This is a genomic window from Streptomyces sp. HUAS 31 (assembly GCF_028198125.1).
Taxonomy (GTDB): domain Bacteria; phylum Actinomycetota; class Actinomycetes; order Streptomycetales; family Streptomycetaceae; genus Streptomyces; species Streptomyces chartreusis.
Genome location: NZ_CP116353.1, coordinates 9093073 through 9111392, shown reverse-complemented (window position 1 = coordinate 9111392; position 18320 = coordinate 9093073). Strand labels below are relative to the sequence as shown.

At 70.9% G+C, this 18320-nt stretch carries 17 protein-coding genes; 9 read left to right on the top strand and 8 right to left on the bottom strand.

All coding sequences use genetic code 11. The annotated features are described in order from the left end of the window. Window positions 1–119 precede the first annotated feature (119 nt). Window positions 120–494 carry a hypothetical protein gene (locus PGH47_RS39660; RefSeq protein WP_030959331.1) on the top strand — a complete coding sequence of 125 codons (375 nt, stop codon included), beginning with the start codon at window positions 120–122 and terminating at the stop codon, window positions 492–494. Between the two features lie 53 nt (window positions 495–547). Here PGH47_RS39660 and PGH47_RS43155 read toward each other — a convergent pair whose 3' ends face one another. After that, window positions 548–1315: a cellulose binding domain-containing protein gene (locus tag PGH47_RS43155; protein ID WP_333938189.1), complete on the bottom strand. Its 768-nt coding sequence runs from the start codon at window positions 1313–1315 to the stop codon at window positions 548–550. Window positions 1316–1423: 108 nt separating this feature from the next. Then, entirely contained in the window at window positions 1424–2257 is an 834-nt protein-coding gene (locus tag PGH47_RS39650) for a hypothetical protein (RefSeq protein ID WP_271667489.1), read from the bottom strand. Between the two features lie 178 nt (window positions 2258–2435). Here PGH47_RS39650 and PGH47_RS39645 point away from each other — a divergent pair, with 178 nt between their 5' ends. After that, window positions 2436–3110, top strand: coding sequence for a TetR family transcriptional regulator (locus tag PGH47_RS39645; RefSeq protein ID WP_271668263.1), 675 nt, complete (start codon window positions 2436–2438; stop codon window positions 3108–3110). 166 nt (window positions 3111–3276) lie between these two features. Next, window positions 3277–3690, top strand: coding sequence for a Zn-ribbon domain-containing OB-fold protein (locus tag PGH47_RS39640; RefSeq protein ID WP_030963616.1), 414 nt, complete (start codon window positions 3277–3279; stop codon window positions 3688–3690). Here PGH47_RS39640 and PGH47_RS39635 read toward each other — a convergent pair. Further along, entirely contained in the window at window positions 3672–5081 is a 1410-nt protein-coding gene (locus PGH47_RS39635; RefSeq protein ID WP_271667488.1) for a Gfo/Idh/MocA family protein, read from the bottom strand. The two genes, PGH47_RS39640 and PGH47_RS39635, sit on opposite strands and share 19 nt — an antisense overlap. Window positions 5082–5250: 169 nt before the next feature. Between PGH47_RS39635 and PGH47_RS39630 the strand changes: the two genes are divergently transcribed. Continuing rightward, window positions 5251–8028, top strand: a complete 2778-nt coding sequence (locus tag PGH47_RS39630) for a hypothetical protein (RefSeq protein WP_271667487.1) — start codon at window positions 5251–5253, stop codon at window positions 8026–8028. A gap of 31 nt (window positions 8029–8059) precedes the next feature. Here the strand turns inward: PGH47_RS39630 and PGH47_RS39625 are convergent, their stop codons facing one another. Both PGH47_RS39625 and PGH47_RS39620 read right to left on the bottom strand, forming a co-directional pair. After that, the gene (locus tag PGH47_RS39625; protein WP_126897794.1) at window positions 8060–8446 is read right to left on the bottom strand and encodes a PPOX class F420-dependent oxidoreductase; all 387 of its coding nucleotides are present in this window, start codon (window positions 8444–8446) and stop codon (window positions 8060–8062) included. A gap of 56 nt (window positions 8447–8502) precedes the next feature. Then, a complete protein-coding gene (locus tag PGH47_RS39620) occupies window positions 8503–9681 on the bottom strand; it encodes a MalY/PatB family protein (RefSeq protein ID WP_271667486.1) in 1179 nt (392 codons plus the stop codon). Window positions 9682–9896: 215 nt separating this feature from the next. Here PGH47_RS39620 and PGH47_RS39615 point away from each other — a divergent pair, with 215 nt between their 5' ends. After that, a complete protein-coding gene (locus PGH47_RS39615; RefSeq protein ID WP_271667485.1) occupies window positions 9897–11258 on the top strand; it encodes a S1 family peptidase in 1362 nt (453 codons plus the stop codon). Between the two features lie 154 nt (window positions 11259–11412). On the opposite strand, the gene PGH47_RS39610 is transcribed toward PGH47_RS39615, so the two are convergent. Both PGH47_RS39610 and PGH47_RS39605 read right to left on the bottom strand, forming a co-directional pair. Further along, complete coding sequence (locus PGH47_RS39610; protein WP_107911128.1) at window positions 11413–11598, bottom strand: hypothetical protein; 186 nt, start codon at window positions 11596–11598, stop codon at window positions 11413–11415. A gap of 99 nt (window positions 11599–11697) precedes the next feature. After that, complete coding sequence (locus PGH47_RS39605) at window positions 11698–12858, bottom strand: ROK family transcriptional regulator (RefSeq protein ID WP_271667484.1); 1161 nt, start codon at window positions 12856–12858, stop codon at window positions 11698–11700. A gap of 164 nt (window positions 12859–13022) precedes the next feature. Here PGH47_RS39605 and PGH47_RS39600 point away from each other — a divergent pair, with 164 nt between their 5' ends. The 4 genes from PGH47_RS39600 to PGH47_RS39585 are packed head-to-tail and all read left to right on the top strand — an operon-like array spanning window position 13023 to window position 17500. Beyond that, window positions 13023–13988 (top strand): carbohydrate ABC transporter permease, encoded by a 966-nt coding sequence (locus tag PGH47_RS39600; RefSeq protein ID WP_125523580.1) that lies wholly within the window; start codon window positions 13023–13025, stop codon window positions 13986–13988. A 17-nt stretch (window positions 13989–14005) separates the two neighbouring features. Next, the gene (locus tag PGH47_RS39595) at window positions 14006–14923 is read left to right on the top strand and encodes a carbohydrate ABC transporter permease (RefSeq protein WP_271667483.1); all 918 of its coding nucleotides are present in this window, start codon (window positions 14006–14008) and stop codon (window positions 14921–14923) included. A gap of 22 nt (window positions 14924–14945) precedes the next feature. Beyond that, window positions 14946–16283 carry an ABC transporter substrate-binding protein gene (locus PGH47_RS39590; RefSeq protein WP_271667482.1) on the top strand — a complete coding sequence of 446 codons (1338 nt, stop codon included), beginning with the start codon at window positions 14946–14948 and terminating at the stop codon, window positions 16281–16283. Window positions 16284–16297: 14 nt separating this feature from the next. Then, complete coding sequence (locus tag PGH47_RS39585) at window positions 16298–17500, top strand: Gfo/Idh/MocA family protein (protein ID WP_271667481.1); 1203 nt, start codon at window positions 16298–16300, stop codon at window positions 17498–17500. A 43-nt stretch (window positions 17501–17543) separates the two neighbouring features. Here PGH47_RS39585 and PGH47_RS39580 read toward each other — a convergent pair whose 3' ends face one another. Continuing rightward, window positions 17544–18245, bottom strand: a complete 702-nt coding sequence (locus PGH47_RS39580; protein ID WP_126897787.1) for a L,D-transpeptidase family protein — start codon at window positions 18243–18245, stop codon at window positions 17544–17546. Window positions 18246–18320 lie beyond the last annotated feature (75 nt).

The window sequence follows — 18320 nt, the reverse complement described above, 5'->3', positions numbered from 1 at the left end:
CGGGCTGTTCGGTCGGGCATCGCCTGCGCGAGCGCCCGTGGCGGCGGCCCCGGTCATCCCCTAGGCCGGGGCCGCCCCGACCCCGTCGGACACCCAGACGACGCCGCACACCGGAAGCGATGACCATGCCCCTGACGACCACGCGCATCACCCCGGACTGGCCGTGCCAGGTCAAGACCCCCGGGTCCTACGACTGGGAACGCTCGGCCGCGAAGTGGCTGCGCGAGCTGGTGCCGGCCCGTTACGCCAGCTATCCGGCGCTGATCCGCCACCCCGTCCTGCTCGCCCGGCACGCGCAGATCCAGGTCCAGAACGAGATCCGGGTCGCGCGCACCGCCCTCCAGACCGCCCGCGCCGACCTGCCCGCGCTCGGCATGCCCGAGTCGGTCATCGAGCACACCATCAAGATGTACGCGGCCGAGGTCATGCAGCTGCAGCACATCGCCCGCAGCGTGCGCGCGGTGTCCCAGGCGCTGGTCGACCGAGGGCGCTGAGCCGGCGCCCCGGTGCCGACCGCACCGGAGCACTCCGCCGACCCGTCGGGCGGTCAGGAGTCGCCGGCCGTCGCCGCGCAGGTGACCGTCGCCGACGGCTCCCCGACCTGGCCCGAAGTGGCGGCGAGGAACCCGAAGGTGACGCTCGCGCCGGGTTCCAGGGTGCCGTTCCAGGACGCGTTGGAGACCGTCGCCCTGCCGTCCGCGGTGGTGGCGAGGGTGCCGTCCCAGACCTGGGTGAGCCGGGCACCGGCGGGCGGCACGACCGTCGCGGTCCACCCGGAGGACGCGCCCGTGGGCGCGTTGGTCACCGTCACCTCGCCCTGGAAGCCGCCCTGCCAGCTGTTGACGGTCCGGAATGAAGCCGTGCAGTCGGGGTCCTGCTGCGCGCCCCCGCCGGGTGCGCCGGACGCGGGAGGCTCGGGCTCGGCCGAAGCGGACGCGCTCGCCGACGGATCCGGCTCGCGGGCCTGCGAGTCGTCCTCACGGCCGGCGAGCAGGAGCGCGCCGCCGAACCCGACGACGGCCGCCGCCGTCACGGCGACCGCGACAGCGGTACGCCGGAATCCGGGACCCGGACCGGTACGGTCACCGCGGCGCCGCGCGCCTTTCATGTCCTCGGCGACGGCGGGCAGTTCCTGTGTCGCGTCCTCGGTGCCGGGCAGGGACCCGGGCACGGCCACCGCCTCGTAGCCCGCGTTGCCTTCCTCCCACTCGCGGAACAGCTCCGCGAGGGCGTCCGTGCGGCGCGGGCGCAGGACGCGGATCGGTTCCAGGACCGGGCCTTCGTCCGGCTCCGCGGGGTCGGGCCGTGTGGACACAACCGCACTCCTTCCGTCCCCGTCTGCACGGGGCTCGCCAATCCCCGAGGAGTGATACGGGGCACACGTCCCGCCGGTTCAGCCCGGCGCGGGGCGCGGTTGCCGCGGTCAGGCGGGCGCGGCGAGGAAGCGGTGCAGGGACGTCTTCAGCGCGGCGACGAACACGTCACGGCCGGCGTCGTCCAGGGCGTCGAGCGACAGGTAGGGGTTGAGGTCCTCCAGCTCGACCAGCAGGAGTTCACCGCCCGGCGCGCGGCAGGCGTCCACGCGCTGGATGCCGTGGCCGAGGCCGTTCCACTCGACGAAGCGCCGGGCGAACTCCAGGTCGCCGTCGGTCGGTTCGTACCGCTCCAGCTGCCAGCGCCGGTCGGTGTGCGGCGCGTACAGGGCGTACTGGAAGTCGTGGTCGACGAAGTAGAACGAGACCTCGTAGGCGAAGTCGACGCAGGGCTGTACGAGGACGTCCCCGGCGACCGAGTCGCGCACCTCCTTCGCCGGCACGATCCGCAGCCCCATCGAGTCGGCGCCCAGCTTGGGCTTGATGACATAGCGGTCGGCCTCGGGCAGCCGGTGCAGGTCCTCGGCGCGGTCGACGGTGGGGATGACCGGGTAGCCGGCGGCGCTCAGGTCGAGCAGGTACTGCTTGCCGGCCATGTCGGCCCTGCCGGAGAGCGGGTTGTACACCCGGGTCCCGCCGGCGATCGCGCGGCGGCGGAAGTCGTCGTAGGCGTCCTGGTAGGTCAGGACCGGGCCGCTGTTGCGGACGACGACCGCGTCGAAGGCGCCCATGAGCGCGGCCGCGTCCCGGGGGTGGCACAGGGCGAGGTCGAAGTCGTCGCGCAGCCGGGAGGTGAGGAAGATGTCCTCGTCGCAGTAGCGGCGCCCGCGGGCCGGGTAGGCCAGGTCGGTGACGTACAGGACGCGGGGTCGGGCGGACGGCATGCGGGGCTCCTCGGCTGCGGCGGCAGGCGATCGTAGGCAGACTGAGGGCCGCCGGACAAACATCGGATCGACCGGATGTCCGAAGCACTCAGTTCCCTCCTCCGACTGCACTGAGTGCCATTGACGCAGCTCCGGGTGCTACGTTCCGTCCATGAGCTCCAGCAGCACGAAGCCCCCGATGCGGGACGCCCTGGTCGCGGCGGCCTTCCGGCTGTTCCTGGAGCGGGGCTACGAGCAGACGACCGTCGACGACATCGTCGCGCTGGCCGGCGTCGGACGGCGGTCGTTCTTCCGCTACTTCCCGTCCAAGGAGGACGTGGTCTTCCCGGACCACGAGCGCTGCCTGGCCGACATGACGGCGTTCCTCGCCGCGAGCGGCGAGGAGCACGAGCCGGTACGCCGGGTGTGCGACGCGGCCCGGCTCGTGCTGCGCATGTACGCGGAGAACCCGACGTTCTCGGTGCAGCGCTACCGGCTCACCAAGCAGGTGCCCGGGCTGCGCGCGTACGAGCTGTCGGTCGTCTGGCGCTACGAGCGGGCCCTGGCCGAGTATCTGCGCGGGCGCTTCGCGGGCCGGCGGGACGGCACGCTCCAGGCCGATGTGATCGCCGCCGCAGTGGTCGCCGCGCACAACAACGCCCTGCGTTCCTGGCTCCGCTCGGACGGCCACGGCGACGCGAGCGCCGGAGTGGACCAGGCCCTGGGCTATGTGCAGTCCACCTTCGGCGTGGCCCCTCCTCCGCCCCCGTTGCGCGCCGAGGGGCCCGAGGACGTGGTCGTCGTCGTATCCCGTCGCGGTGCCCCGCTGTGGCGCGTGGTCCAGGAGATCGAGGCGACGCTCGACCGCGGCTGAACCGCCCGCGGCCGAACCTCGCCAGATTCAGGGAACGCAGTGCCTTTACCTGTGGCACTCAGTGCCATACGCTGACCGTGTGCACGGTGGCACGGTGAACCGGGCATGTGCGTGCTCGGGCGACCCGCGCACGCGGGATTCCGGCCGAGCGCAGGGAGTTGACAGCGTGTACCACCACTCAGGAAGCGTTGCTCGTCAGGCCGTCGGCTCCGGGGCGGGTGTACTCGACCGCACGGCGCCCGACACGGAGGCCATCGTCTTCCAGCGCTGCACGTGGTGCGGCACCGCCACGTACCACCGCCTGCTGTGTCCGGTCTGCCAGGGCAGCGAGTTGCGGACGGAGCGCAGCGAGGGCGTCGGGACGGTCCGCCACTCCTCGGTGGTGCACCGCAACACCCCCGCCGCGCGCAATGTGTCGCTCATAGAGATGGCCGAGGGGTTCGTCGTGCGCGGCAGGGTCATGGGTCCGCCCATCGGCATCCACAGCGGCGACCGGGTCCGGCTTTCGACGGCGAAGGACCCGGTCCGGGGCGAGCCGGTGTTCCAGCTGGTCGACGAGCCCTACCGGGCCTGGACCTGATCCCCCTGCTCTCCCTCTTCTCCCTGAACCCGCCGAGGGCCTGAGTCCGCACCGATCCCGGGCACCAACTCCGCCACGGCGACCGGCAGTCCGGTCTCGAAGCAGCGGTTCGCGGCGAGCCCGACGGCCAGGGCCAGCGCGCCGTCCCGCTCGGTCGCCGTCGGATGCGCCACCGCAGGCGCGCCGACCGGCCGCACGCCGTCGACCGGGCCGAACAGGGCGTCGAGCATCCGTGGGTCTCCCCCGCCGTGCGCCTCGTGGGCGGTCACGAGGGGGATGTCCAGCGGGGCCTGCCACAACGGCCGCAGGGTGAGCCTCGCCCCGCCCGCGTGCTCGGCGGCCGTGTCCCCGTGCAGCGCGCCGCTGTCGGAGCCGATCCTGGTCGTGGGCCGCTGCCAGCGGCTCTCCTCCACCTCCAGTTCCAGCCGGCCGGCGCTGCCGTTGAACATCACGCGGTAGCCCTCCCACGGGGAGTACGCGGTGAGGTGGTACGTCATGGTGGCGCCGCCGGCGTAGCGGACGAGGACGGCCATGTCGTCCTCGATGGTGACGGGGCCGCCGAAGACGTTCCGGTCCCGCACGTACCCGTCGTCCCGCTCGGCGTCGAGGTAGAGCGCGCGCAGGGTGTCGTTGGCCGACAGGTCCAGGGCGAAGGGGTCGTCGGCGGCCCCCTCGGCACCGTGGGCGCGGTCGTAGTCCCGGCGCAGCCCGTGGCGTTCGCCCGCGGCACGGCCGTAGAAGCCGAGCCTGCCGTAGCCGAAGACGTCCCTCGGCTCGTCGGCGAGCCACCAGTTGACCAGGTCGAAGTGGTGGCTGGACTTGTGCACCATCAGTCCGCCGCTGCGGTCCTTCTCCCGGTGCCAGCGGCGGAAGTAGTCGGCGCCGTGGCGTACGTCGAGCAGCCACTCGAAGTGGACGGAGAGGATCTCGCCGATCGCGCCACCTGCCAGCAGTTCGCGGACCTTCTCGTGCACGGGGTTGAAGCGGTAGTTGAAGGCGACGGTGAGGGAGTTGCCGGTCGACCGGACCGTGTCGAGGATGCGGGCGCAGCGCTCCGCGTCGACGGTCATCGGCTTCTCGGTGACCACCCGGCAGCCCGCCTCGAGGGCGGGGACGATGTAGCGGTCGTGCTCGGCGTCGACGGTGGTGACGACCACCTCGTCGATGCCCTCCTTGACGAGCAGGTCGGCGAATCGGCAGGGCTCCCACTCGGTGGCGGCGGGCTCGCCCGCGTCGGTCAGCAGCCGGTTGTGGAAGGCCATCCGGGTCGGGCTGGGGTCGCAGAGGGCGGCGACGAGGTGACCGGGGCGTTCGGCGAGGGCGCGGGTGAAGGTCTGGGCGCGGTGGCCGGTGCCGACGACGACGGCGCGGCGCTGGGGAGTTCGGCTCATTGTGGTGGCCTTTCCCGTCGGACGTCCGGCCAGTCATGCCCACCGGCCGGCTGACCCGCCACTGATCCCTTTTCCCGCTTGTCACAGGCAACGCACGACCAACTCCTTCCGTCCTCCCGGGGTGAGAGCCCGGGACCCTCCGTCCCGGAGCGAACGGAAGGAGGGGCACGTGATTCGTGCCCGGCGAATATGGGTCACCGCCGTGGCGGTGCTCGCGATCGTGGGGGCGTCGCCAGGGTGGGCCCAGGCTCAACCGACGTCCGCGACAAGACCGTTAGCGGACCTTGCCGACAGCGATGGGAGTCTGCCGCCGGACTGGAGCGTCTCCGGCGACGGACCGGCGCGCAAGCTGGTCTGGCGCTCGGACGAACGGGTGCCCATGGGGGACGCCCGCGTCGAGTTCTACGCCGGTGACCGGCTGCTCGGCCATCCGGCGCCGGCGAAGGACGGCCGGACGTTCCGGCTCGGCCTCGACGGGCTCCGGCTGGACTCCGTGCAGGACCTGCAAGTACGGGCCGCGGGGCGCAGGTTGGACGCACCCGACGACGCCCCCGGATCTTCCTCCGGCCCCCGCGCGGGATCAGCCGTCCCGCCCCGGCTGCCGGCGAACGCGGTCGACCCCGGCAAGCCGGGCTCGTACCGGACCGTCTCCGGCGAGTACGACCTCGACCCGGTACGGCTGCCCGGCTTCCCCCAGCCGGTCGAGATGCGGGCCGTGGTGGTGGCGCCCAAGGGTGCCGAGGGCCGCCGTCCGCTCGCCCTGTTCCTCCACGGGCGCCACTCCACCTGCTACACCCCGCAGGGCGAGACCACCGGTGACTGGCCCTGCGCGACCGGCTCCAAGCCGATTCCCAGCCATCGCGGCTACCTGCGCGACCAGCGCCTTCTCGCCTCGCAGGGCTATGTGACGGTGTCGATCTCCGCCAACGGCATCAACGGTCAGGACTGGCAGGCCGACGACGGCGGCGCACAGGCCCGTTCGTCGCTGGTGCGGCAGCACCTGGCCCGCTGGGCCGACTGGTCCGCCCGGCCGGGCACGGGCCCGGCGGCCGTACGGCAGGCGCCCCGCGCCGATCTGTCCCGGGTGCTGCTCGTGGGGCACTCGCGCGGTGGCGAGGGCGTCAACCGGGCGGCCATGGACAGCCTCTACGCGCCGCCCGCCGCGCAGGACGGCCATCACGGCCCGGTGCGCTGGCGCATCCGCGGCACCGTGCTGATCGGCCCGACGATCTTCGGCCAGAACCCGGTACCGGACGTGCCGTCGACGACGATCCTGCCGGGCTGCGACGGCGACGTCTCCGACCTCCAGGGCGAGGTGTACGTCGACGGCACCCGCCAGGTCAGCCGCGGGACCGCCCTGCACAGCGCGGTGTACGTGGTGGGCGCCAACCACAACTACTTCAACAGCGAGTGGACGCCCGGCCAGGCCGAGGCGCCCGCCGACGACGACTTCTGGGACGACGAGGAGCAGCGCGACCCGGTGTGCTCACCCGGCACCCGGACCCGGCTGACCGCCGACCAGCAGCACAAGGCCGGCGCGACCTACATCGCCGCGGCGGCACGGCTGTTCGTCGCGGGTGACGACCGGGTGCGCCCGCTGCTCGACGGCTCGGACCGGCGTGCTCCCTCGGCCGACCCCGCGCGTGTCCTCACCCATGCGGTGGGCGCCCGCCGCGGTGCCGGCTTCCTGCCGGACGGCAAGGTCGCCGTGAGCGGGGCCCGGCTCTGCTCGGCGGTGGACCCCGACACGGCGAAGGCCTGTCTCTCGTCGGAGACGGCGGGCCGCTCACCGCACTTCGCGCGCTGGGAGACCGACCGTGAACCAGGCCGCCGAGCGGTCGCTCTGCGCTGGACGGCGGCCGGATCGGCCGCCCGGATCAGCCCTGACCGGCCGGTGTCCCTCACCGGTTCGAAGGCGCTGGCGCTGCGCGTCGTCGTCCCGCCGAACACCACCGGCACACAGCTGGACGTCTCCGTCACCGACACCGCCGGACGGCACCGGACGCTCGGCCGCGTCAAGGTCGACGGGCTGCCGGGGACGGACCGGACCGCCTCTTACTGGGCGCGTGAGGTGCGCGTGCCGGTCGGGGCCGACGACGCGGCCGCGCTCGACCTGCGGCACGTCAAGTCCCTGACGCTGACCCCGCGCACGCGCTCCGGGAAGGCCTGGCTGATGGACGCCTGGGCCTGGCGGCCGGGCACACCTGCGGTCTCGGCGGCCCCGCTGCCCCGGGTCGACATCGGCCGGCTGACGGTCAAGGAAGGCGACTCGGGCGTTCGGACCTACCGGGTGCCGGTGAGTGTCTCCGGGCACGGCAGCGGGCAGGTACGGCTGTTCGTCCCCGACCCGGTCACCGACCGCGTCACCAGCCGCCTGGTGACGGTCCGGCCCGGCACGAACGTCATCGACGTGCCGGTGAAGGTCGAGGGCAACACCCGCTACGGCTACGACTCGGGCCAGGACATCTTCGTGAAGGCGGTGCGCACCGCCGTGGTGGGCTCCCACCTGGGCGGCGTGACCGTCCAGAACGACGACCCGATGCCGTCGGTCTCGGTGGCGCCGCTCGCCGACCGGGTGACCGAGGGACAGCCGCTGAAGTGGCGGGTCTCGCTGTCGGCGGTCGCCGACGCAGACGTGACCGGTGTGTACGCGCTGCTGCCGGTCACGGACGGCCGGGAACTGTCCACGAAGGACGTCGACCCCCGCTGGCTCGACGAGAACACCGGTCAGTCGCCGGACCCGGAACGGCCGTTGTCCAAGGTGGACGGGCTGTCCCTGTGGGTGAACGTCGAGGCGGGCAAGAAGTCCGCCGACCTCGTGATCCCGACGGTGAAGGACCAGGTCGCGGAACAGGCGGAGTCGGTCCGCTTCCAGGCGCACGACGACTCCGGTCGTCCGCAGCCGGGTGCGCCGGTGATCACGGGCACGGTGCTCGACGCCTCGTGACCCGCTCGCGCTGACGCCCCGTCCCGCCCGGTCAGGGCGTCAGCGTGATCCGCACGCCGACGGTGCCGTTCGCACCGCGGCGCAGTCGGCTGCCGAGGAGCGTGAGGCGGCCGGTGATCCCGTACTTGCGGGCGATGAGCCCCCGGTAGCGGGCGCTGGTCGCCTCGTCGCAGATCTCGGCGGTCGCGGGGACCGACTCGCCCGTGGGCCTGCCGCGCAGGTCGCAGGGGCCGACGAGGACGTCGCCGCGGGCCCTGATCCGCTTGACCTTCCAGGAGTCGGCGACCGTCCACACGCCCAGGGCGTCCCCGTCCCGGACCACCCAGACCGGCGTCGGAACTCCGGTGCCGTTCTTGCGGTAACTGGTCACGAGCAGGTACTTGCCCGCGCCGAGCTGCTCAAGCGACGTGTCGTCCATGGCGGGAAGTGTAGGCCGCGGGGCGGGACACGGAACCCCGGCCCGCCCCGGCCGGCTCAGTCGAACGCCACCGCCATCCGACGTACGCCCTCCTCGATCAGCTCGGGCGATGTCGCCAGGTTGAGCCGTACGTGCCCGGCGCCGCCGGTGCCGAAGGGGATCCCGGAATTGAGGGCGACCCGACCGCGGCGCAGGAAGACCTCCGCGGGGTCGTCGCCGAGGCCGAGGGCGCTGCAGTCGAGCCAGGCGAGGTACGTGGCCTCGGCGGGGCGGTGAGTGACGGCCGGGAGGTGCTCGGCGAGGAGGTCGGCGAGCAGACGCCGGTTGTCGTCGAGGCCCGCCCGCAGGCTGTCGAGCCAGTCGGTGCCGTCCCGCAGGGCCGCGCTGTGGGCGATGATGCCGAGGTGGCTGGGCCCGTGGCTCACCTCTTCCGGCATGCGGGCCAGGTCCGCGGCGGAGCCGGGCCCTGCGATGGCGAGGGCCGCCTTGAGGCCGGCCAGGTTCCATGCCTTCGACGCCGACATCAGCGACAGCCCGTTCTCGCCGCCGGTGACACTCAGATAGGGCACGAAGTCGACCCCGGCGGCGGTGATCGGCGCGTGGATCTCGTCGATGACGACCCGTACGCCGTGGCGGTCGGCGAGGTCTGCGACGGCGGCCAGTTCGGCGGCAGTGTGCACGGTGCCGGTCGGGTTGTGGGGGCTGCACAACAGGAAGGCTGCGGCGTGCCCTCCCTCGGTCACCCGCCGAAAGGTTTCCTCCAGTACGTCGAGGTCGATGCGCAGGTCGGCGCCCAGCGGGGCCTCGACCACCTGCCGGTCCATGTGCTCGACGAACTGGAAGAACGGCGGATACACGGGCGAGTTCACCACGACCGGATCGCCCGGCCCGGTGACCAGCTTGAGCATCTCGACCACGCCGAGCATCACATCCGGCACGATCGCCGTCCGCTCCACGGCCAGCCCGTCCCAGCCCCACCGCTTCTCCGCGAACGCGGCGAGCGCCTCGGCGTAGCCGGTGCCCGCGGGGTAGCCGGTGTCGCCGAGTGCGAGGGCGTCGGTGACGGCGCGGACGACGGGTTCGGCCGGCAGGACGTCCATCTCGGCCACCCACAGCGGCAGGACGTCGTCGGGGTAGGCGCGCCACTTCATGCTCGTGCGACATCGCAGGCGGTCGAGGGTCAGGGCGCGCAGGGGATTCGGTTCACCGGACGTCTCGTGCGGGATCCTCGTCATGGATCACAAGATAGGTGGGCTTTACAGGAACCGGGAACGGGCGCGGCGGGCAGTGGCCGGTGGATGCCCTGAAGTGGCCCGGTGCCCGCCGGCGCCAGAAAGATCACCTGGGCCGTGAACGCGGACGGGCCGCGCTGCGTATGGAGAGAGGGTGCTCAACTCCGGGAGGGCCCCGCGGCGTTGACGCCGCGCTGTACTTGGTTCGGGAGCCATGCATGAGGCACGCACGACGACGTCTCGTCCGGCGAGTGACACGGCTGGCGGCCGTCGGCGGACTCCTCCTCGGCGGAACGATGGTCACACGCGCCGTGGCGAGCGAGCCGGACGGCACCTCCGTCCCGCGCACCTTCGCCGCCTCGGCCGCTGACACCGGCAGTGAGCTGGTCGCCCGTCTGGGCGCGTCCCGTACGGCGGGGAGCTGGCTGAATGCCGCGGGGAAGCCGGTCGTCGCGGTCACCGACGAGGAGGCCGCGGCCGCGGTCCGCAAGGCCGGTGCCGAGGCGAAGATGGTCGACCACAGCATGGACGATCTGAAGTCGGCGGCCTCGACGCTGCGCTCGGCGCCCCGGGTGGCCGGTACGGCGTGGGTGATGGACTACCGGTCCAACGAGGTGGTCGTGAAGGGCGACAGCACCGTCTCGGCCTCCGACTGGTCCCGGATGACACAACTCGCGGACGGCATGGGCGGCTTCGTCCGGATGGAGCGCACCGAGGGCACGTTCACGACCCGGCTCAACGGCGCGCTGCCGCTGCTGTCGACCGCCGGGCGCTGTTCGGCCGGGTTCAACGTCACCGACGGGAAGCGCGACTTCATCCTCACGGCCGGGCACTGCGGGCCCGACGGTTCGGTGTGGTTCGCCGACACCCGGGGCACCCAGCAGATCGGGCAGACGATCAAGCAGAATTTCCCCGGCAGTGACTTCTCGCTGGTGCAGTACGCGAGCGGCAAGGCCGGGGCCGGCGCCGAGGTGGTGTCCATCGGCGAGGGCAAGGGCGTACGGATCACCGGCGCCGCCGATCCGGCCGTCGGCCAGCGGGTGTTCCGCAGCGGCAGCACCAGCGGACTGCGCGACGGCGAGGTGACGGCGCTCAACGCCACGGTCAACTACCCCGAGGGGACGGTCACCGGGCTCATCGAGACGAACGTGTGCGCCGAACCCGGCGACAGCGGTGGCCCGATGTTCTCCGAGGGTGTCGCGCTGGGCGTGACGTCGGGCGGCAGCGGCGACTGCACCTCGGGCGGTACGACGTTCTTCCAGCCCGTGACGAAGGCCATGGCCGCGCTGGACGTCAAGATGATCGTCGCGGCGCAGAACGGCTCGGGTCAGGGCGCAGCGCCTGCGCCGTCGGCGACGCAGAGTGCCATCGCGCCCGGTGAGGCGTCCCCCGGCTCGTCGGCGCCGATCACCGGCGAGGGCGCCGCGACGCTGCTGGCCCGGCTGGCGGACCCGAAGAACGCGGGACCCGGTCTGCTGGTCATCGCGGGCAGCCTGTGCGCCCTGGTGGCGACCCGCTTCATCCGCGCGGAGCAGGACCGCAAGGCGTACCGGCGGTACTACTCGACGACTTGGGGGTGATGGGCCCCGGCCCGCGCACATGGGCCGGCCGAGGTCTGTGTGAGAGAGGTCATCGTGAGAAAGGCACCCCTCGGAACGGGGGTGCCTCGGGAGGATCAGGTGCGTGGCGAGGTGGCCGAGGAGAGATTGCTCGGACCCTCGGTCGAGAGGGCGCTCAGGCCGCCTTCACCGTCTGCGGGGCCGCTTTGGCCCACTCCATGACGAGGCGCTGGTACTCCTCGCGCTGCTCGACGCTCAGTGTCCCGCCCGCCCGGCGCCACAGCGCCCGGATCTCCTCGTTGACCTCGTCAGCCGATCGATCGGAGGCGATTTCAACAGTGGTGGACATGCTGTGAAGCATACGGCCCGGGACGTGAAGGCGCTGTGAGTAAGCACACTCAATCCGGGCATAACGGACCGTGTTGCTGATCACGTCATATGTCAATGGCGAACGTCGAGTTCAGGCGTCCATGGCACCCAACACCAGCACCTGGATGGCGAGAACGGCGGCACCACGGGCCCAGTCGTGAAAGTCGGACACCTTCGTCTCCAGGTCGATCGGCGCGGCGAGCGGATGCCGGTGCGCGCGCATGGCGTCCGCCACAGTCCCGCCGGCCACGTCCATCAGGCCCACCCCCTCGCCGGCGAGAAGAATCTTCTGCGGCAGCACGAAGTTGGCGATCTGCGCGACCAGGACGCCCAGCGCACCGGCCGCCTCCTCGATCACCCGGGCGGACATCGGCTCCCCGGCCGCGGCGAGCTCCAGGATCTCCTCGTACGTACGGTCACGGCCGGTGGCGGCCCGCACCTGGTAGCGGATGTTCGGAATGGTCAGCAGTGAGACGGCGCTGCCGCGCGCCCCGTCGGGGGTCAGGGGGCCGTTGGGGTTGATGATCCAGTGCCTGCCGAAGCCGCGGTCCTCCTCGGCGTAGGGCACCCGCTTGCCGCCCAGGACCAGCCCGTAGCCGATGCCGGCGCCGATGGTGAGGACGACGAACCGGTCGAGGCCCCGGCCGGCACCGAACCAGGTCTCGGCCTCGACGAGCGCTGCGACGTCGTTCTCCACCACCACCGGCAGCCCGGTGCGCTCCTCCACCAGCTCGGCGAGCGGCACGTCCCGCCAGTGCAGGAACGGCGACTCCCCGACCACGGCACGGTCCTCGACCAGGCCGCCCACGCCGATGCCGATGCCGGCGAGCCGGGGGTGGCTCGCCGCGAGCTCGTCGGTCATCTCGCCCAGCAGTGCCACCACTTCACCCGGTTCATGGGAGGTCACGGGGCGGTCGTAGCGGGCGACGATCTCGCTGCGGAGGGTGGTCACGACGCCGTAGACCATGTCCTCGGTGATCTTGTAGCCGACGAAGGACCGTGACTCGGCGACGACGTCCAGCGGCTGCGAGGGGCGTCCCTGGCGGACCTCCATCATCCCGCCCGCCTCGGGGACCTCGATCAGGAGGCCAGACTCGATCAGCGGTTTGGTCAGCCGGGTGAGGCTGCCGGCGGAGAGGTCGAGGCGCCGGGCGAGTTCGGTGCGCGACAGGGGGCCGGCGAGGAGCACCTCGATCGCCACCGAGCGTTCACCGGGGCTGAGAGGAAGCCAGCTGGCGGCTACTGCGGTCATGGTCGTCAGGCTCCCACATGATTTTTTTCTCCCCAAAACCAACCAGGGCAGTCTATGACGGCAGGGGCGGCTTGAAGAAGATGTTCGTAGGACTCTTGACGGCTGGATTCTTCCGCCGCAAAAGTAAGTGGCCGAGGACGAGCCGCAGACGAGGGAGTCTCCCGATGACCATCGCCTCCAGCAGCCCACCGTCGCGTCTCCCATTGGGCGGCGCCGCGGGGGCAGGGACCGAACAGAGGACACGCCGGGCGGCGACCCGCGAGAACCGGGGCGACGGACGGCTCGCCGCGGTGTTCATCGCCCCGGCGCTGCTGGGCTTCGCCGCCTTCCTGCTCTGGCCCACGCTGCGGGGCGTCTACCTGAGCTTCACCCGCTTCAACCTGCTCACGCCGCCGGAGTGGGTGGGCCTGGACAACTACGTCCGGATGGTCCACGACCCGATCTTCTGGGACTCGCTGCTGGTCACCGTCGAGTACGTGGTCATCAACATCGGCGTGCAGACGATGTCGGCGCTCGCCATCGCCGTCCTGCTCCAGCGGCTGACGCAGTCCGCGGTGCTGCGCGGGATCGTGCTCACGCCGTATCTGATGTCCAACGTCGTCGCGGGCATCGTCTGGCTCTGGATGCTCGACACCCAACTCGGCATCGGCAACGAGATCATCGCCGGGCTCGGCTTCGACCGGATCCCGTTCCTCGCGGACGAGACCTGGGCGATCCCGACGATCGCCCTGATCAATGTGTGGCGGCACGTCGGCTACACCGCGCTGCTGCTGTTCGCGGGGCTCATGGCGATCCCGAACGACGTGTACGAGGCCGCGAAGGTGGACGGCGCGAGCGAGTGGCGGATGTTCTGGCGGATCACGATGCCGCTGCTCAGGCCGGTCCTGGCGGTCGTGCTGATCATGACGGTGATCGGTTCGTTCCAGGTCTTCGACACGGTCGCGGTGACGACCGCCGGCGGCCCGGCGAACGCCACCAACGTCCTCCAGTACTACATCTACGGCGCCGCCTTCGGCCGCTTCCAGTTCGGCTACGCCTCGGCGATGTCGGTGGCCCTGCTGGTCGTGCTGAGCGCCATCACCGTCCTCCAGTACCGGATCACCCGGGCCGGCCAGAGCGACCTCGGCTGAGGAAAGGAGACACCGACATGGCTGCTGTGGCAGACACGACGACCGTACGGCGCGTCAGGCGCCGACCCTCTCCCGGGCGGATCGTGGCATGGGCGGTGATGGCCGCCATTGTGCTCATCACGCTGTTGCCGTTCTACTGGATCCTGCGCACCGCGCTGTCCTCCAACACCGCGCTCGCCGCCCATCCCGGCGACCTGCTGCCGGTCGACGCGACGACCGGGGGCTTCGAGCGGGCCCTCGGCCTTCAGTCGACCGAGGAGGCGATAGCCCAGGGCGGTTCGGGCGGCGGGCTCAAGTTCTGGCGCTATCTGGTCAATTCGGTGGTCGTCTCGACGCTGATCACCGTCTGCCAGATCTTCTTCTCCGCCATGGCCGCGTACGCCTTCGCGCGGCTGCGCTGGCGCGGACGGGAGAAGGTGTTCGGGCTGTTCCTCGCCGGGCTGATGGTGCCGGCCATCTTCACCCTGCTGCCGAACTTCGTGCTCATCAAGCAACTCGGCCTGGTGGACAGCCTGCTGGGTGTGGCCCTGCCGACGATGTTCATGACGCCGTTCGCGGTGTTCTTCCTGCGCCAGTTCTTCATGAACGTGCCCCGGGAGGTCGAGGAGGCGGCGCTGCTGGACGGCGCCGGGAAGATACGGATCTTCTTCCGGGTGATGCTGCCGATGGCGTCCACGCCGATCCTCACGCTGGGACTGCTGACGTACATCACCGCCTGGAACGACTACTTCTGGCCGCTGATGGTGTCGTACAGCGACAGTTCGCGGGTGCTCACCGTGGCGCTGGCCATCTTCCGGGCCCAGACACCGCAGACCGGTTACGACTGGTCCGGCCTCATGGCGGCCACCCTCATCGCCGCTCTCCCGATGCTCGTGCTGTTCGGCTTCTTCGCACGCCGCATCGTCGGCTCCATCAGCTTCACCGGCATCAAGTAAGGGGACAGGGATGCGAGTTCGTATGCGTACGGTCCTGGCGCTGACCGGGGCGCTGGCGCTGTCCCTGGCCACCGGCTGCGCGCAGGGCGGCGCGGCAGGGCCGGGCGGGAACACGGTGACGTACTGGCTGTGGGACGCCAACCAGCTGCCCGCCTACCAGGCCTGCGCCAAGGGGTTCGAGAAGCAGAACCCGGGCCTGAAGGTGAAGATCACCCAGATGGGCTGGGCCGACTACTGGACCAAGCTCACCGCGAGCTTCATCGCGGGCACCGAGCCGGACGTCTTCACCGACCACATCCAGAAGTTCGGCCAGTTCGCCGACCTGAAGGTCCTCGAACCGCTCGACGACCTGGGTCTGGACGACTCCGCCTACCAGACGGGCCTCGCCGCCAACTGGATAGGCCAGGACGGCCACCGCTACGGAGCGCCCAAGGACTGGGACACCGTCGCCCTCTTCTACAACCAGAAGCTCGCCAAGGAGGCCGGGCTCACCAGCGAGCAGCTCAACACCCTCTCCTGGAACCCCGAGGACGGCGGCACCTTCGAGAAGGCCATCGCGCATCTGACCGTCGACAAGAACGGCAAGCGCGGTGACGAGGAGGGCTTCGACAAGGACAACGTCAAGGTGTACGGCATGGCGACGGGCGGCGCGGGGGACGCCGACGGCCAGACCACATGGAGCCCGTTCGTCTCCTCGGCGGGCTGGAAGTACACCGACAAGGCGCGCTGGGGCACCGAGTACCAGTACGGCAGCAAGACGTTCCAGTCGGTCGTCGACTGGTACTTCGGCCTGGCGAAGAAGGGCTACCTGGCGCCCTTCACCGACTACACCGACGGCGCCAACCCTGCCAACGCCCAGGTCGCCTCCGGCAAGGCGGCGACCTCCTTCGACGGTGCCTGGATGATCTCCACCTACTACGGCACCAAAGGCCTGAAGGTCGGCACCGCGCCCACGCCGGTCGGCCCGACCGGCAAGCGCGCCACCATGATGAACGGCCTCGCCGACTCCGTCACCAAGAACGCCCGCAACAAGGAGGGCGCGAAGAAGTGGGTGCGGTACCTGGCCTCGAACGAGTGCCAGAAGACCGTCGGCGGCTACGGCATCGTCTTCCCCGCCACCCCCGACGGCACCCGGGCGGCGGTGGCGGCGTACGAGAAGAAGGGCATCGACGTGTCCGCGTTCACCGAACCGGTCACCGACAAGAAGGACTCCGCGACCTTCTCCTTCCCGATCACCGACTACGCGGCGGACGTGTACTCCCTGATGCGTCCCGCCATGCAGGACGTCTACGCGAACGACGCCCCGGTGAGCGGTCTGACCAGGACCAACGACCAGATCAACCTCATCCTCGGCCAGTGAAAGGCACACACTCCATGACGTTCTCCCTCGGCATCGTCGGCGCCGGCCAGTTCTCCGGCCAGTTCGCCACGCTGTTCCAGGCCCACCCCGGTGTCAGCGACGTGTACGTCACCGATCTGCTGCCCGAGCGGGCCGAGCAGCTCGCCGACGCACAGGGACTGGCCGGCACCTTCCCCTCGTACGAGGCGATGCTGGAGTCGAAGGCCGTCGACGCGGTCGCCATCTTCACCCAGCGCTGGACCCACGGCCCGCTGGTGCTCCAGGGCCTGAACGCCGGCAAGCACGTCTACTCCGCGGTCCCCATGGCGATCACCACGGAGGAGATCGCGGCGATCATCGACGCGGTCAAGGCGACCGGGCTGACGTACATGATGGGCGAGACCAGCCAGTACAACCCGGCGACCGTGCACGCCCGCAACCAGATCGCCGAGGGCGCCTTCGGGCGGCTCTTCTACGCCGAGGGCGACTACGTCCACGACATGGACCTCGGGTTCTACGAGGCGTACCAGTACAGCGGTGGCGAGAACTGGAAGGCGACCGCCTCCTATCCCCCGCTGCTGTACCCGACGCACGCGGTGGGCGGGGTGCTCGGCGCCTGGCAGACGCACGCCGTGAGTGTGTCGGCGATCGGCGTCGTGGACGACCGGGGTGACGGGGTCTTCGACAAGGAGGTCAGCCAGTTCGGCAACGACGTGTCGAACGCGACCGCGCTGTTCGAGGTCGCCGGCGGCGGCTCGTTCCGTACGAACGAGTTCCGGCGCGTGGGATACCCGTCCCACATCAGGGAGTCCCGCTTCCGGTTCTTCGGCACCGAGGCGAGCATGGAACAGCTCGCCACATTCGCCCTGTGGCAGGACAAGAAGGGCGTCAAGGACATCAGCGAGCTGCTGGAGCCCAAGCCCACCCTGTCGCCGGACGACCCGTCGCTCCAGCACATCGCGCCGGAGCTGCGGGCCGCCTTCACCTCCGGTTCGGCGCCGGTGCACGACCGCGCCCGGCTGCCCAGGGAGTTCGACAACCTGCACAACGGTCATGAGGGCAGCCACCACTTCCTGGTGGACGACTTCGTGACCGCGGTCAACTCCCGCACCCTGCCGTCCGTGAACGCCTGGGTGGCGGCCCGCTACACCCTGCCGGGCATCGTCGCGCACGAGTCCGCGCGGCAGGGCGGGGCCAGGCTGGAGATCCCGGACTTCGGGGACGCGCCCGAGGCGTGACGTTTCCCCGAGACCGACCCGCGAGCCGGGTACCTGTCCTGACTCAGGTGCCCGGCTTGCGGCCGTACACGTAGACGTCGTCGCCGTTCTTCAGCAGCGACCAGTACTTCTTGGCGGTGGTCTTGGTCATGTTGACGCAGCCGTGGGAGCCCGGCGGGTTCCACATGCTGACGCCGACGGAGTGGAAGGCCTGGCCGCCGTCGAAGAACTGCGCGTAGGGCATCGGCACGTTGTAGATGCTCGACACGTGGTCGATGTTGCGCCAGTAGATCTTCTTCAGACCGGTACGGGTCTCGTAGCCGTTACGGCCGGTGCGGACCGGGACCGGTCCGTACACGAGCCTGCTGCCGTCCTGGATCCAGCTGAGCTGGAGCGTGAGGTTCACGCAGGCGATGCGGCCCTTGTTGACGGGACACTTGCCGTCCTTGTTGGGGTTGTTGCCGACGGCCTTCTGCTTGTTCATCAGGTTCATCACGCCCCAGGTCACCGGACCCGCGTAGCCGGCGTTCGGGCTGATGCCGTGCTTGGTCTGGAAGGCCTGGATGGCCTTGCAGTCGGCGCTGGACTGCTTGCCGTCGACCGGACGGCCCAGGAACTTCTCCACCTGCTTCTGATACGGGCCGGCCTGGGTCGTGCAGCTCGGCGCCGCCTGCGCCGGAGCGGCGGCGAGCGTGAGCGTGAGCGGTGCGACCAGTCCGCCGGTGATGCCGAGTGCGACGGCGCGCCGTCTGCGTATGTCCCCCATGGCCGGGCCTCTCCCTGACGAGTTCTTTGGACTTCTGCCAGGTAGACCCGTATGTGGGGGCATCGGTTGTGCTGT